This window comes from Bradyrhizobium sp. USDA 4452, from assembly GCF_054063575.1.
This window is the reverse complement of the sequence record NZ_JBSSGK010000001.1, coordinates 1,141,360-1,156,866: the sequence shown is the minus strand read 5'-3', so window position 1 is coordinate 1,156,866 and position 15,507 is coordinate 1,141,360. Positions and strand designations below refer to the sequence as shown.

The window sequence follows — 15,507 nt, the reverse complement described above, 5'->3', positions numbered from 1 at the left end:
ATCACGGAGAGTGGAATGTCGGCTGAACTCTTCTCGGTATTCTATCAGTTCGCCGACGTCTTTGCGTTCCTGATCCTGTCGGCGGCGGGCCTTGCCATCGTATTCGGCATGATGGGCGTCATCAACATGGCGCATGGCGAGTTTATCATGTGCGGCGCCTATGTGACGGTCGGGCTCGTGAATCTCGGCGTGCCGCTCCCGATCGCCCAGCTCCTGGCTGCGCTGACCGCGGGGATCATCGGCATGATCGTCGAGTACCTGATCGTGCGCCGCTTCTATAAGCGCCCGCTCGACTCGCTGCTGGCGACCTGGGGCCTCAGCCTGATCGTGACGCAGTCGATGCTGCTGATCGTCGGCTCTGCGGTGCGCGGCCATCGGCACGCCCGAAGGGAGTTTTGCGATCGGGGGCTACACGTTCTCGACCTATCGGCTTGTGCTGTTCGGCTGCGCAGTCGCGGTGCTGGCCGGGCTCTACATCATCTTCATGAAGACGCGCTTTGGCGTGATCGCGCGCGCCACGATGCAGAATGCGGCGATGGCGAAGGCGCTCGGTGCGCGCACCGGGCGGATCTATTCCATCAGCTTCGGGATCGGCACGGCGCTCGCGGGACTCTGCGGTGCGCTCTATGCGCCGACCATGACGCTGATCCCGACCATGGGCGCGACCTTCGTGGTCGAAAGCTTCGTCACCGTGGTGATCGGCGGCGCGAACGTCTTGCTCGGGACCGCGCCGGCCGCAGTATTCCTGGCCATGATCCGGATGGCGCTGAATGCGAGTTATGGCCAGATCATCGGGCAGATCGGCATGCTGTTTGCCGTCATCCTGATCATACGGGTGCTGCCCGAAGGGCTATCCAGCGTATTGGTTCGTCGTGGGCGCTAGACGGGAATTTCCGATGTTGAAGCTGCTCGACGGTCCGCAGACGCTCGGACGCGGAAAGATCTTCTGGTCCTGCTTCCTTGCCGTGCTGGCCGGGGCCTTGATCTATCCGGTGTTCGCCGATTCGTACGATGTCGGCAACTTTGCCTACTTCCTGATCTGGATCTTCATGGCGCTCGGGCTCTGTTTGATGTGGGGCTACGGCGGCATGCTGTCGTTCGGCCAGACCTTCTTCTTCGGCATCTCCGGTTATGGTTACGGCGTGCTCGCCATCAATATGGGCGGCGGCACGGCGACGATCGCCGCGCTCATGCTCTCGGTCGTCATTGCGATGATCGCGGCGGGGATTCTCGGTTATTTCATGATCTGGGGCGGCATCAGCGGCATTTTCTTCGGCATCGTGACGCTGTCGGCGACGCTGGTGCTTGCCTTCTTCCTCGGGCAGACGGCAGGTCCGGAATGGCATATCGGTCCGGCGCGGCTTAACGGCTTCAACGGCATGAAGGGCATGGACCCGCTCACCGTCGGGAGCTTCGACATCGAGGGGTCTGCGCTCTATTATCTCATGATCGCGCTGATCGTGATTGTCTACGTCGCGCTGCGCATGCTGGTGAACTCGAGCATTGGCAACGTGATCGTGGCGACGCGGGAGAATCCGCAGCGCGCCGAGATGCTCGGCTACGACGTCCGCAAGTATCAGCTCCTGACATTCGTGATCGGTAGCGGCCTCGCGGGCCTCAGCGGCGCGCTGTACACGTCCTGGGGGCAGTTCATCACGCCGTCCAGCATCGGGCTCCCCGCGGCGGCGATGCCGATCGTCTGGGTCGCGTTCTCCGGACGCAACGATCTGACCGCGACGCTGGTCGGGTCGTTCCTGCTGCTGTTCGGCTTCCAGACCATCACCGTCTACAGCCAGCAGGCCGCGCTGGTGCTGATGGGCGTGCTGCTGCTTGCCACCGTGATGCTGGCGCCGCAGGGCTTTGTGCTCGGTATCGGCAAGCTCGTGGTCGACTTGTGGACGAGGCGCCGGCGGCGCGACGAGGCCCCCGCGCTGGCAGATGCCGGCCGCTTGCAATCGGATGAGACCTGATCCATGGCCCTCGTTGACGTGAAAGGTGTATCCAAGCGTTTCGGCGGATTGACCGCCGTCTCCGACGTCGACCTGACGGTCAATGCCGGTGAGGTCCATTGCCTGATCGGGCCCAACGGGGCGGGGAAGAGCACGCTGTTCAAACTGATCGTCGGCCTCTATCCACCGACGACCGGCAGCATCTTCTTCGACTCCGTCGATATCACCCCGGAGCGTCCTTACGCGCGGGTGCAGCGTGGCATGAGCATCAAGATGCAGGCGCCGAGCGTGTTCAAGGAACTGCCGGTGCGGCAGAACATCCAGATCGCGCTGCAGGAGCGGCTTTCCGGTGCCGAACGCAGCGCCGAGGAGGATCGACTGCTGGCGCTGTTCAATCTGGCGGAGAACTCCGGCAAGCTCGCCGGCGCGCTGTCGCATGGCCAGCAGCAATGGCTGGAGATCGGGATGGCGCTGGCGTTGCAGCCGCAATTGCTGCTGCTGGACGAGCCGACCGCCGGCATGTCGCCGGAGGAGACCTACAAGACCGGCGAACTGATCAAGTCGTTCAATGCCGAGGGCATGACGGTTCTTGTCGTCGAGCACGACATGGCATTCGTGCGTCAGGTCGCACAGCGCGTCACCGTTCTGCATCTTGGCAAGATCTTCGCTCGCGGCAGCCTCGAGTCCATTCTGGAAGACGAGAAGGTAGCGGAAATCTATCTGGGTAAGACCCATGCCCACTGATCGCATCCTGGACGTGTCGGGACTTTGGGCGGGCTACGGCGCGACGCCGATCCTGCAGGGCGTCAGCATGCAGGTTGCGCGCGGCGAGATCGTCGGTGTGATCGGCCGCAACGGCGTCGGCAAGTCGACCCTGATGCGGTGCCTGATCGGGCTGCTGCAGAGCTGGCGCGGCACCATCACTTTCATGGATCGGGATGTGACGCAGCTCGAGGCTGATGCGCGGGCGCGCGCCGGCTTCGGCTACATTCCGCAGGGCCGCGACGTGTTTCCGCAGATGAGCGTCGAGGAGAATTTGCAGGTCGGCGAGCTGATCGGCGGACGCGACGGCAAGAAGCTGCCGGAGCTCGTCTACACGTATTTTCCGCGCTTGAAGGAGCGCCGGCGGCAGATCGCGGGCACCATGTCGGGCGGCGAGCAGCAGCAGCTTGCGATCGGCCGGGCGCTGATCGGAAATCCGTCCCTGATGATCCTCGACGAGCCGTCCGAAGGCATCCAGCCCTCGATCGTGCAGCACATCTGCGAGGCGCTGCAATCGTTCCGCACCGAGCTCGGAACCACGATCATCTTCGTCGAGCAGAACCTCGACACCATCCTGGCGATCGCCCAGCGCTGCTACATCATGGAGAAGGGCAAGATCACGCGATCGCTGGCCGGTGAGGACGTCAACGCGGACAATGTTCGCGCGCAGCTGTTGCTTTGACCGGCCGCGCCATGCGGCAAGGAAGTGTGCGTTCCATAATCGATAACAACGGAGGGAATGGATATGGATCTGGGACTCAAGGGAGCAAAGGTTCTCGTCACCGGCAGCACCAAGGGGATCGGCCGGGCGATTGCCGATACATTTGCGGCTGAAGGTGCCAATGTCGGCATCTGCGCGCGCAATCAGGCGGACGTCGACGCCGCGGTCACCGCGATCAAGGCCAAGGGCGTGGCGGCGTTCGGCGGTGCGGTCGACGTCTCCAACGGACCGGCGCTGAAGGCCTGGGTCGCCGACATGGCGGCGAAGCTCGGCGGCATCGATGTCGTGGTCGCCAATGTCAGCGCGCTCTCGATCGGGCAGGACGAGGAGAGCTGGGAGAAGGAATTCTCTACCGACATGATGGGCACGGTGCGGCTCGTAAATGCCGCGATGCCGTATCTCGAGAAGAGCACGGCGGCGGCGATCGTCACCATCTCCAGCGTCTCGGGACGCGAGGTCGATTTTGCCAGCGGTCCCTACGGCACGTTCAAGGCCGCGATCATCCACTATACGCAAGGGCTCGCCTACCAACTCGCGGCCAAGGGCATTCGGGCCAATTCGGTGTCGCCGGGCAACACCTATTTCGAGGGCGGCGTCTGGAACATGATCAAGGACAGCAATCCCGAACTGTACAAGTCCGCGCTGGCGCTCAACCCGACCGGGCGCATGGGCACGCCACAGGAGATGGCGAACGCCGCGGTGTTCCTTGCGAGCAGGGCGGCGAGCTTCATTACGGGCACCAACCTCGTCGTGGACGGTGCCTTGACGCGCGGCGTCCAGTTCTAGGTGGGGCCAGAACGACATGTCAGCGGATCCGTTGCACTACAAGTCGATCACCGAGATCTCCGATCTCATTCGCCACGGCGAGGCGAAGGCATCGGAGATCACGGAAGCGATCCTCGGCCGGATCGCGAAGCTCGATGGGCAGTTTCACGGCTATGCGCTCGTCCTTGCGGAGCGGGCTATGGCGCAGGCGAAGCAGCGCGATGCGGAGATCGCCAAGGGGATCTGGAGGGGCCCGCTGCACGGCGTTCCGATCGGGCTGAAGGACCTCTGCTACACGACGTTTGCGCCGACCGCGGGCGGCACGACCATCCACGCCAGGTTCGTGCCGTCGTTCAACGCCACGATCGTCGACCGGCTCGAAGTCGCCGGCGCGGTGACGCTCGGCAAGCTCAAGATGACGGAGGGCGCCTATACCAGTCATCATCCGGCTGTTCAGGCTCCGCTCAATCCGTGGAATGTGGATTATTGGGTCGGCTCGTCGTCGAGCGGATCGGGCGTCGCGACGTCGGCGGGCCTCTGCTACGGCTCGATCGGCAGCGACACCGGCGGCTCGATCAGGTTTCCGTCGGCAACCTGCGGCTTGACCGGGATCAAGCCGACCTGGGGCCGGGTCAGCCGGCACGGCATCTTCCCGCTGGCGGATTCGCTCGATCACGTCGGACCGATGTGCCGCAGCGCTGATGACGCCGGAGCAATGCTCGGCGTCATCGCGGGCGCGGACGTCAACGATCCGACCGCCTTGCGGGCGCCGGTGCCGAACTATCTGGCCGGGGCAGGCGGTGGCATCAGGGGCCTCCGGATCGGCGTCGATCGCAGGTACACCCAGGAGGGCATCGATCGGCAGGTCGTCTCCGCGCTGGTGCAGGCCGAGCGCACGCTGGCCGATCTCGGCGCCGACATCCGCGAGGTGCATTTCCCGCCCTATCAGAAGCTGGTCAGCCAGTGGATTGCGATGTGCTCGGTGGAAACCGCGGAGGCGCATCTGGACACCTACCCGTCGCGGAAGTCGGAATACGGGCCGGACCTCGCGCAGCTGATCGAGCAGGGCAGGGCGACGAGCGGCGTCGACATTGCGGCGATCCATCACGAGCGCCTGAAGTTCGCAGGCGGCCTCGCTGCGATGTTCGAAGATCTCGATCTCTTGCTGATCCCGACGATGCCGGTGCCGATCCCGACGCTGACCAAGATGAGCGAATACGGCGCCGACCCCAACGTCCTCCTGAACATTCTGCGCTTCACGGCGGTGTTCGACTTCTCGGGCAGCCCGACCATCACGCTGCCGATGGGCATGGCGTCGGACCAGATGCCGCTCAGCATGCAGCTGGTCGGCCCGCATCTTTCCGAGGACGTGCTGGTCCGCGCCGGCGCCGCATTCCAATCGGTGACGGACTGGCACACGCGGCGGCCGCCGATCGAATAGCGCGTCGTCGTTGACCCCCCCGTCGCAAGCCGTCAGGCCTTACCGGCCAGTCTGGCCGCGATCGCGCGATAGCCGCGCATCCACATGTGATCGAGATCGATATCCATCGGCAGCGGCTGCGAGGAGACGCGCGCGATCACGGTCTCGTGGGTCGGATCGACATAGATCCATTGGCCATGGATGCCGACAGCCGCAAACGGCGTTTCGCGGCGGTCGAGCGTGTACCATTTGTTGCGGTAATTGCCGTTTGGAAACACCTTGGTCAGATCGCCGCGCGACCAAGCCTCGGCATTGCCGTTCTGCCTGATGTCGTCGACCCACCAGGCCGGCACCACCTGCCGTCCGTTGCTGATGCCGTGATTGCGCATCATCTCGCCGAAGCGGGCGAGATCGCGCAGTGTCGCACAGATGCCGCCGGCGACGCGGGCTGCGCCGCGCGAGTCGACGGTGATGTAGGCGTCATGCTCGGCGCCCATCGGTTGCCATAGATGCTGCGAGAGGATCTTCGCATAGGACATGCCGCAGGCGCGCTCATAGACCCAGCCGAGCACGTCGGTGTTGGTCGAGACGTAGTGGAAGGTCTGGCCATGCGGCGCGCCGTTGGGCCGCAGCGTGCGCAGATAGTCGCGCAGATTGCTCGGCGGAACGGTCGGATCCGGCAGCTCCCAGCCAGTCGAACGCCGGTAGTTCATGACGTCGCCGTCGCGCGCCATGTAGTCCTCGTCGAAGCGGATGCCGACGCTCATGTCGAGCAGATGCCGCACCGTGCAGCTGCCGCCATAGACCGATCCCTCCATCTCCGGGATGTAGCGCGTCACCGGCGCGTCGGGATCGAGCTTGCCGTGATCGGCCAGGATGCCGCCGAGCGTTCCGGCGACCGACTTGCTGACCGAGAAGATCAGATGCGGGGTGTCCGGCGTCAAGCCGTGAGCATACCATTCGAAGACGACCTGTCCGCGATGCGACACGACGATGCCGTCGGTGTGGCTGGCGCGCAGCGCCTCGCCGACGCCCACCGTCTCGCCGCGCGGGTTGGCGAAGCTGACGTCGTCGAGATAGCGCGGTGCAAAGGACAGCGGCGTCGGCGTCTGCGCGCGTGCGATGTTCGCGGTGGGCAGCAGCTCCCGGACGTTGCGAAATCCCCACTCGCTGAACGGATGCTGACGCCAGTTGGCGAGCGTGACTTGTTCGTCGACTGCTGACGGGAAGGCGGCCATGATGCGACGCGAATTCATTCTTGATCCAGCAATGAGATTGGGAGACCTGCAAGTTCCGCATGCGCCGCGTCGCTCGCAATCAACCGGATGGTGGAGGGGGCCATCGGGTTACTCCGGCGTAACCGCATCCCGGACGCGCCTTTCGTCGGCTTGGCCCGCAATTTGCTTGACTATGTCCCGCGTCTGTCCCAGCGTGCCGGGCTATGCGACGCGCAGACGTTCGCCATCGGGAAACATCGGGAGGTAGGTCATGATCGCGCTTCTGGGCCGACCGGATCCGGCAACCACGCAAGCCATTCAGTTCGCGCGAGGAATTCTCGAGGGATCCGCGACCGCGTTCTACGAGGTCGACGGCAATTTGACCCTCAACCGCTTCGTGCTCTCGAGCAACGTTCCGCCAAGCTTCCACGACCAGTACCTCGCCGGGATGAACCGGCTCGATCCGTTGCATCCGCGCTCCGCGAGCAATCGGCCAATTGCCCGGCTGAGCATCGCGCTCAGCCAATGCGCATCCCAGGAGGCGGCGACCTACCGTGCCTTCGCCGGCCAGTGCGGCGTCGCCGACATGATCGAGTTCTTCTTCCGCCGCAACGACCGGATCGTGGCCGGAATGAGCGTGCTCTGGGCGCCGGGCTGCGCGATTCCCGACGGCAGCATGCACATTGCCGAAAAGATCCATGACTACCTCGAATTCAACCTGACCAGCCGCCTGTCGTCGAACGCGGACGAGCCGGCGCGCTACGGACTGACCTCGCGCGAGATGGAAGTGGTCGAGCTGCTGTGCTGCGGCCGCACCAACCGCGAGATCGGCGAGTGCCTGAATATCGGTCTCGCGACGGTGAAGACGCATCTGATCCACATCTTCGAGAAGCTCGGCGTCGAGACCCGCTCCGCCGTCGTGGCATTGATGTCGCGGCCGCATTAGGGGCGGCCCCCACCGTCGTTCCGGCGAAGGCCGATACTCGGCGGCGCCGGTGAGCCATGCCTCCGCATTCTCGCGACATGAATTGCCCGAGCTTTGCATCTTGTTCCGCCCTCTTTTGAACAGAGGGCGCAGGGAAAGCCGGGTGCCGATCGCACCCATGGGCCCCGAGCAAAAGGGTAGAAAGCTCGGGGGTAGGACCACAGGTGTAACCGGAACAACCCGGCTTTCCCTGCGCGATGGGCTACGGCTTACTTCGTGCTCTCCCCGGCGAGACTGGGCTTGCTTGTCACCGTCTTCGCAACGCGCGACCTGCGCAATCGGAAGAGACACCTGCCGTTAGGGCGTCAGGACCACACGACTTCACCGTCCGCTTCATGCGCACTCGTCAGTCGCGCAATCCGCGTCCACCGCATCTCGACCCGCGTTCGTGACGACCGCGAAGCGCCCCTCGTGTCGGGTGAGACGGGCGCATTGAACATCTGAGTTGGGTCAGGTGTCAAGTTAAATTCGGAAAAGCCGAATGAAACTTGGCGACCTCCAATACTTGGCTGCCTGGTTGATTTTTCGCACCCCTCCCGTCATTCCGGGGTTCGCGCACTCGCGCGCCCCGGAACGACGACGGAGAAACCGAACCCGTCCGTATTCAGCCGATCCACCGTTGGGTGGATTGCGGATTGCCGCGCCGCCAACCGACAGTTCGCCAAGGACCGGTGTCGTATTCGACAATGTTGGCGAGCGGCTCCCGCTCGCAACATCAGAGGATCCGACACGCGTGATTTCATGGCCATCGGCCGCTCGGTGCCGGTTGCCGAGCGTGGCATGGCCGCAACCTCGCATCGGCAGGCGACGCTTGCCGCCGTCGAGATGTTGACGGGTTGCGGCAACGCCATTGATGCCGCGTGGCGGCGGTCGCGGTGCAGCGCGTGGTCGAGCCGCAGATGACCGAAATCGGCGGCGACTGCTTCGCGCTGTATTCGCCTGGCGCCCGGCGAGCCGGTCGCGCTGAACGGCTCAGGCCGCACGCCGGCCGGTACGGATGTCGAGAAATATTCCTCAAGCGGCTGCCAGGCGATCCGCATCGACCACGCGCGCGGCGTCCTGTTCGGCGCTTCCGACCATCGCAAGGACGGTCTGGCGCTGGGATTCGAAGGGAGGCTCTGCGGCCAGCATCGCAGCAGGCGGTGGAGCATCCACCGGACGGTGGATTGTTCCAAATGCCGACATGCCGAACGTTTGGCGTCACGCTGGTGTCGTGCGCGGTTCGGCCGCTGTGCACCGCACAGTGCGCGCTCCAGGCTTTCCCCAATCGAGAAGTTGCTCCGCATGACCAGGACATTCGCCGACACGGTCTTCCGCAACGGTCGGATCTACACGTCGAACCGGGAACTGCCCTGGGCGGCGTGCGCGGCGGTCAAGGCCGGCCGGTTCGTCGCCGTGGGCGAAGAGCGCGACGTCGCGTCGCTCATCGGCGAGGCGACGGCGACTGTCGATCTCGGTGGACGGATGGCGATGCCGGGGATCGTCGACATCCACAATCATATCATGATGGGCGGGCAGGCCGATCTCTACGAGCTGCGCTTCTCCAACGCCGACAGCGTGCCAAGGATCGCCGAGACCTTGCACAAGGCCGCGTCAGCGGCGGCGCCCGGCGCCTGGATCGTCGGCGGTCAGTTCGGCAATAATCTGCTGAACGAGATGAATACCGTGGAGTCCTGCGCGCTGCTCGACGCCGCGTGCCTCGGGCATCCCGTCGTGCTGCGCGACGACACCTATCACAATCGCTGGGCAAGCTCGGCGGCGCTGCGGCTTGCCGGTGTGCAGGCCGACACCCCTGATCCGACCGACGGCGAGATCGGCCGCGACCTCAAGACCGGGACGCTGACCGGGATCATGATCGAGGCCGCCTCGGGCCTGGTGGAGCGGGCGCTCGCGGCTTCGGGTCACTACACGGCCGAGATGGACCGCGCGGCGGTGGCGCGTTCGATCTCGGTGCTGAACACCTATGGCGTCACCGCCTTCATCGACGCCGCCAGCATGCAGCCGATCATGGCGGCGCTGAAGGGGCTCGACGACCGCGGCGAGCTCACCGCCTGGGCGGTCTGCGCGATGCCGGTGGTCGAGCCGGGCTTCATGTTCGGCAAGGCCGGCGAGGAGCTGTTTGCGCTGCGCGAACAGTATCGCGGCGCCCATGTGAAGCCGGATTATGCGAAGGTGTTCCTCGACGGCGTGCCGGGCGCCAAGACGGCGGCCTTCCACGAGCCCTATCTGGCCGACCCACTGCGCGGCTGCTGCTTCCGCGGATCGACCATGCTGACGGTGCCGGATCTGATCCGCTGGCTGGGGCGCTGCGAGAAGCTTGGGCTTGCCGCGAAGATCCATTGTGCGGGAGATGCCGCGGTGACGCAGGCGCTCGACGCGATCGATGTCGTGCGCAGCTTCAACGGCCCGACCCATCTGATCCACCACATCGCGCATGCGAGCTATATCGCGCCCGACGACGTCAAGCGCTTCGCCGAGCTCGGCGTTGCGGCCGATCTGTCGCCGATCATCTGGTATCCGACCATCTTCCTCGAGGCGCACAAGGCCGCGATGGGCGAGGAGCGGGCGCAGCGCTTCTGGCCGAACAAGGATCTGAAGGCGGCCGGCGCATTGATGGCCGGCGGCTCGGACTGGCCGGTGATCCCGATCCCCGATCCATGGCAGGGCATCGAGGGCATGGTGACAAGGCAAAATCCGACGGGGGATTTTCCCGGCAAGTCGCTCTGGGCTGAGCAGGCGCTCGATCTCGCCACCGTGATCGACATCTACACCATCGATGCCGCGCGCGCGGCCGGGCTCGGCCAATCGATCGGCTCGATCGAGATCGGCAAATCGGCCGACCTGATCGTGCTCGACCGGATGATCTTCGATATCCCGCCGGATCAGCTTGCCGATACGCGGGTCGAGATGACCTTCTTCGAGGGCCGTAAGGTCTACCAGCGGAGCGCGTGATGATTGCTGTGGATCAGATCCCGGTCACGGTGCTCACCGGCTTCCTCGGCAGCGGCAAGACCACGGTGCTGAACCATCTGCTGCGCCAGAAGGAGCTTGGCGGCGTCGTCGCCATCATCAACGAATTCGGCGAGGTGGCGGTGGATCACCTCCTGGTCGAGAGCAGCGAGGACCGTCTGGCGCTGCTCGACAATGGCTGCATCTGCTGCTCGGTGCGCGAGGATCTGATCGAGACACTGACCGATCTCGCCGCCCGCCGCGCTGCTGGCTCGATTCCGCCGTTCCATCGCGTGCTGGTCGAGACCACCGGGCTCGCCGATCCCGTACCGGTGCTGCATACGCTGATGACGGCGCCGGAGGTCGTCGGCCGCTACCGGATCGACGGCGTGGTCGCGACCGTCGATGCCGTCAATGGCGCGCGCACCCTCGAGACGCACGACGAGGCCATCAGGCAGATCGCGGTCGCCGACCGGCTGCTGGTGACCAAGACCGATCTGGCCGCCGATGATGGGCTGGTGCTGCTCGATGCGCGGCTCGCCGCGATCAATCCTGTGGCGACGCGCGCGCATGTGCGGAATGGAATGGTCGAGCCGGCAAAGGTGCTCGATGCCGGGCTGTTCGATCCGGCGGCCCGCTCGGCCGACGTCGTACGCTGGTTCGAGCTGGCATCGCATGCGGCGAACCCGCCGCATCATCACGCCGATCACGATTGCGAAGGCGCGGATTGCGGTAATCACAGTCATCACACGCACGACGCCGGCGTATCCTCCTACAGCTTGATCATCGACGAGCCGATCCAGCGTGAGGCGTTCGCGCGCTGGCTCGATTATGTCGCGGCGCTCAGGGGCGAGGACCTGCTGCGCTTCAAGGCGATCGTGCATGTCGCCGAGCAGCCCGATGCGCCGATCGTGGTGCATGGCGTGCAGCACGTGTTCCATCCGCCGATCGCGCTTGCCGGCTGGCCGTCGGCGGACCGCCGCTCACGGCTGGTCTTCATCGTGCGCGGCATCCCGCGCCACATCATCGAAAACACATTGTGCAAATTCGCGGCGGTGAGCCGTTCGGCAATCCAGCGATCCGCGGCCTAGTTACTTCAGAGTTTTGTTCAGGGAGAGGGACATGACTGAGAACTCAAAGACGAACTCGTCCAGCCGGCTCAACCGGCGGACCTTGCTGAAGGCAGCCGGCGCAACCGGACTTGCGTCGGCCATGAATGTGCCGCTGGTCAACATCGCGCGCGCCGCCGGCAACACCATCAAGATCGGCTGGGTCGGGTGCCTCTCGGGCGTCCGCGCGCCGTTTGCCGAGCCCGACACCTGGATCCACGAGCGCATCAAGGCGCGCGTCAAGGATGGGCTGAAGATCGGCGGCAAGACCTGGCAGATCGAATTTGTGTTCAAGGACAACCAGTCTGATCCGAACCGCTCGTCTGTCGTCGCCAGCGAGCTGGTGCTGCGGGAGAAATGCGACCTGATCCTGATCGAGGACGGCGATGCGCAGGCTCCGGTGCAGGAGCTCGCCGATGCCCGCGGCATTCCGTCGATTTCGACCATGGTGCCGTGGCAAGGCTGGATGTTCCCGCGCAAGTCGACGCCGGACAAGGGCTTCCCCTACAGCTACCATTTCTTCTGGGGCGCCGATGACGTCGTCAAGAACTTCCTCGGCATGTGGCAGTCGGTCGATACCAACAAGAAGGTCGGCACGCTCTATATCGACAATCCCGCCGGCCAAGCGTTCTCCGATCCGAAGGTCGGTCTGCCGGGCGGCATTGCGGCGGCAGGCTATCAGGAATTCTCCGCCGGAAAATTCCAGATCGCGACCGATGACTTCACCAACCAGGTGTCGTCTTTCAAGAACAACGGCGTCGATATCGTGTCCGGCTTCACCTACGGCAATCACTGGGTGACGCTGTGGAACCAGGCGGCGCAAGCCGGGTTCAAGCCGCAGATATGCACGGTGGCGGCGGCCTTCCTGTTCCCGAGCGCGGTGAACGCGCTCGGCGACCGTGGCGACGGCATGTCGACCGAAGTATGGTGGACGCCGGCCTATCCCTTCAAGTCGTCGCTGACTGGGCAGAGCGCCGCCGAGCTCGCCGCCGAATGGGAGAAGAGCACCGGCAAGCAATGGACCCAGCCGATCGGTTACGCCCACGCGCTCTGGGAAGTCGCGCTGGCCGCGTTGCAGAACAGTGACCCGAAGGACAAGAACTCGCTGCGCGATGCGATCGCCGGCCTCGACATGGAGACCGTGGTCGGACCAGTGAAGTTCAAGGGGACGCCCATCAAGAACGTTGCGGTGACCTCGCTGTCGGGCGGACAGTGGCGCAAGACCAAGGGCGGCAAGTCGAAATACGAGCTCCTGATCGTGCACAACGGAACGGCGCCGTTCATTCCGAAGCAGGCCGATCTCCAGCTGCTCTCCAAGCTGGCCTGAGATGGCACCCCTTCTGCGCGTCAGCGGGCTCTGCAAGCGCTTCGGCGAGATCGTGGTCGCCGACAACGTCAGCTTCGCGCTGGCGCGGGGCGAATGCCTTGGCGTGATCGGCCCGAACGGCGCCGGCAAGAGCTCGCTGCTCAACCTGATCGTCGGCCTGCTCACGGCCGACGGCGGTTCGATCATGCTCGACGACAAGGAGATAACGGGGCTGCCGCCGCACCAAAGGGCACGGATGGGGCTCGGGCGGGCGTTCCAGATCCCGCAGCCGTTTCCGCACCTGTCGGTCTACGAGAACGCGCTGGTCGCCGCGTCCTATGGCGCCGGCCTGTATGGCGAGGCGGCGTCGGACTGGACGATGCAGGTGTTGCAGCGCACCGGGCTCGACGGCAAGGCGGACAAGCTCGCCGGCGCCTTGCCGCTGATCGATCGCAAGCGGCTGGAATTCGCCAAGGCACTGGCTTCGAAGCCCAAGCTGATCCTGCTCGACGAGATCGCCGCCGGGCTGACCGAGCCCGAGGTCGAGCGCCTCGTCGCTGTCATCAAGTCGGTGAAGGCCGATCACGCCATGATCTGGATCGAGCACATTCCGCACGCGCTGCGCGCGGTCTCGGATCGTATCCTGGTGCTCGATTTCGGCCGCAAGGTGCTGGAAGGGCCGCCGGCCGAGGTGATGGACAGCGCCGTGGTGCGCGAGATCTATATGGGATTGAAGGCCGATGGCGTTGCTTGATGTGAACGGCCTGCAGATCTTCTACGGCGATCTCCAGGCCGTGTTCGACATGAACTTCACCGTGGCGGACGGAGAGGCGGTGGCGCTGGTCGGCGCCAACGGCGCCGGCAAGTCGACCTTCCTGAAGGCGCTGGTCGGGCTCAACGAGGAGCGCAAGGGAGCGGCGCATTTCGATGGCATCGACATCTCGCAGATGCCGGCCGAAGAGGTGTCGCGGCTCGGGCTGATCATGGTGCCGGAAGGGCGGTTGCTGTTCGACTCGTTGACCATCGAGGAGAACCTGCTGATGGGCAGCGTCAATCGGCGCAAGGGAAGCTGGACCTTACGTCGGGTGTTCGACCTGTTCCCGATCCTGGAGGAGCGGCGGCGGATGTTTCCGGGCCAGCTCTCCGGCGGCCAGCAGCAGATGGCGGCGATCGGCCGCGCGTTGATGTCGAACCCGCGGCTCTTGCTCTGCGACGAGATCTCGCTCGGGCTCGCGCCTGTGGTGGTCGAGCAGATCTATCGCTCCTTCGCCGATATCCGCCGCGAGGGCACCGCCGTCGTGCTGGTCGAGCAGGACGTCAAGCGCGCGCTCGCGACCTCTGAACGAATTTATTGTCTGTTGAAGGGGCGGGTGTCGCTGACCGGCCCGGCGCAAGGCTTGCAGCCGGAGCAACTGACGCACGCCTATTTCGGTAACTAGCCAGGATCGGCAACGAACATGATCTGGGTTGAGACATTGATCAACGGAGCCCTGCTGGGCGGGCTCTACGGGCTGCTCGGCATCGGGCTCGCTTTGGTGTTCGGGGTGATGCGCGTCGTCAACATCGCGCACGGCGAGTTCATGGTGCTCAGCGCGTTCTGCGCCGTGCTGCTTTCCAACCTGTTTCCGCAGGTCTCGCCGCTGCTGATGCTGATCCCGGTGATCGCGCTGTCGTTTGCGGTCGGCTGGCTCTATCAGGCCGCCATCGTCAACCGGGTGGTGACGTCGCCCGATCCGCTGTCGCCGCTGCTGCTGACCTTCGGCGTGTCGGTGATCCTGCGCAATGTCATGGTCGAAATGTTCGGTGCCGACGTGCGCAGCCTCCAGGTCGGCGAGCTGTCGCGCGCCAGTCTCGAGATCGGCGGGCTCAACATCGGAATCATGCCGCTGCTGACGCTGGTGCTGGCCGCGTTGCTGTTCATGGCGCTGCAGCTGGTGCTGCGCCATACCGAGTTCGGGCGCATCGTGCGCGCCACTGCCGACCGCCGCGACATCGTCCGGCTGTCCGGGGTCAAGCCGGACCGGGTCTACAATTACGTGATGGGCCTGTCGCTCGCGCTCGGCGCGATCGGCGGCGTACTGCTCGCGGTGCGGTCGAGCTTCACGCCGTTCTCGGGCGCCGAGCGGCTCCTGATCGCATTCGAGGTCGTGGTGCTCGGCGGGCTCGGCTCGTTCTGGGGCGCGCTGCTCGGCGGCATCGCGCTCGGCATGGCGCAATTGATCGGCCTGAAGATCGATCCGAACGCGGGGCTGCTCTACGCACATCTGTTGTTCTTCATCATGCTCCTGATCCGGCCGTCGGGCCTCGTGTCGAGCAGGGTGTGA

At 64.9% G+C, this 15,507-nt stretch carries 13 protein-coding genes and 2 pseudogenes; 14 read left to right on the top strand and 1 reads right to left on the bottom strand.

Going from position 1 to position 15,507, the window contains the following annotated elements; all coding sequences use genetic code 11:
- The first annotated feature begins 15 nt into the window (after positions 1-15).
- From ACVISU_RS05760 to ACVISU_RS05735, 6 genes and pseudogenes are all read left to right on the top strand, one after another.
- Positions 16-883 (top strand): annotated as a pseudogene (locus ACVISU_RS05760) (ABC transporter permease subunit).
- A 13-nt stretch (positions 884-896) separates the two neighbouring features.
- Positions 897-1,970, top strand: a complete 1,074-nt coding sequence (locus ACVISU_RS05755) for a branched-chain amino acid ABC transporter permease (RefSeq protein WP_456706292.1) — start codon at positions 897-899, stop codon at positions 1,968-1,970.
- A 3-nt stretch (positions 1,971-1,973) separates the two neighbouring features.
- Complete coding sequence (locus ACVISU_RS05750; RefSeq protein ID WP_456706291.1) at positions 1,974-2,693, top strand: ATP-binding cassette domain-containing protein; 720 nt, start codon at positions 1,974-1,976, stop codon at positions 2,691-2,693.
- Positions 2,683-3,393: an ABC transporter ATP-binding protein gene (locus tag ACVISU_RS05745; RefSeq protein ID WP_083991936.1), complete on the top strand. Its 711-nt coding sequence runs from the start codon at positions 2,683-2,685 to the stop codon at positions 3,391-3,393. Before ACVISU_RS05750 ends, ACVISU_RS05745 begins: the two co-directional genes overlap by 11 nt.
- A gap of 63 nt (positions 3,394-3,456) precedes the next feature.
- A complete protein-coding gene (locus ACVISU_RS05740; protein ID WP_456706290.1) occupies positions 3,457-4,218 on the top strand; it encodes an SDR family NAD(P)-dependent oxidoreductase in 762 nt (253 codons plus the stop codon).
- A gap of 16 nt (positions 4,219-4,234) precedes the next feature.
- Positions 4,235-5,638 (top strand): amidase, encoded by a 1,404-nt coding sequence (locus tag ACVISU_RS05735; RefSeq protein ID WP_456706289.1) that lies wholly within the window; start codon positions 4,235-4,237, stop codon positions 5,636-5,638.
- A gap of 32 nt (positions 5,639-5,670) precedes the next feature.
- Here the strand turns inward: ACVISU_RS05735 and ACVISU_RS05730 are convergent, their stop codons facing one another.
- Positions 5,671-6,873, bottom strand: coding sequence for a serine hydrolase domain-containing protein (locus tag ACVISU_RS05730; protein WP_456706288.1), 1,203 nt, complete (start codon positions 6,871-6,873; stop codon positions 5,671-5,673).
- A 232-nt stretch (positions 6,874-7,105) separates the two neighbouring features.
- Here ACVISU_RS05730 and ACVISU_RS05725 point away from each other — a divergent pair, with 232 nt between their 5' ends.
- From ACVISU_RS05725 to ACVISU_RS05690, 8 genes and pseudogenes are all read left to right on the top strand, one after another.
- Positions 7,106-7,780: a helix-turn-helix transcriptional regulator gene (locus ACVISU_RS05725; RefSeq protein ID WP_050400123.1), complete on the top strand. Its 675-nt coding sequence runs from the start codon at positions 7,106-7,108 to the stop codon at positions 7,778-7,780.
- 780 nt (positions 7,781-8,560) lie between these two features.
- Positions 8,561-8,854, top strand: a pseudogene (locus ACVISU_RS05720) (gamma-glutamyltransferase); the annotation flags it as partial.
- A 249-nt stretch (positions 8,855-9,103) separates the two neighbouring features.
- Complete coding sequence (locus tag ACVISU_RS05715; protein ID WP_456710764.1) at positions 9,104-10,771, top strand: amidohydrolase; 1,668 nt, start codon at positions 9,104-9,106, stop codon at positions 10,769-10,771.
- Positions 10,771-11,859: a CobW family GTP-binding protein gene (locus ACVISU_RS05710; protein ID WP_456706287.1), complete on the top strand. Its 1,089-nt coding sequence runs from the start codon at positions 10,771-10,773 to the stop codon at positions 11,857-11,859. Before ACVISU_RS05715 ends, ACVISU_RS05710 begins: the two co-directional genes overlap by 1 nt.
- Positions 11,860-11,890: 31 nt before the next feature.
- Complete coding sequence (locus ACVISU_RS05705; RefSeq protein WP_050400130.1) at positions 11,891-13,204, top strand: ABC transporter substrate-binding protein; 1,314 nt, start codon at positions 11,891-11,893, stop codon at positions 13,202-13,204.
- A gap of 1 nt (position 13,205) precedes the next feature.
- Positions 13,206-13,937: an ABC transporter ATP-binding protein gene (locus tag ACVISU_RS05700; protein ID WP_050400132.1), complete on the top strand. Its 732-nt coding sequence runs from the start codon at positions 13,206-13,208 to the stop codon at positions 13,935-13,937.
- Positions 13,924-14,622, top strand: a complete 699-nt coding sequence (locus ACVISU_RS05695) for an ABC transporter ATP-binding protein (RefSeq protein WP_456706286.1) — start codon at positions 13,924-13,926, stop codon at positions 14,620-14,622. Before ACVISU_RS05700 ends, ACVISU_RS05695 begins: the two co-directional genes overlap by 14 nt.
- 18 nt (positions 14,623-14,640) lie before the next feature.
- The gene (locus ACVISU_RS05690; RefSeq protein ID WP_456706285.1) at positions 14,641-15,507 is read left to right on the top strand and encodes a branched-chain amino acid ABC transporter permease; all 867 of its coding nucleotides are present in this window, start codon (positions 14,641-14,643) and stop codon (positions 15,505-15,507) included.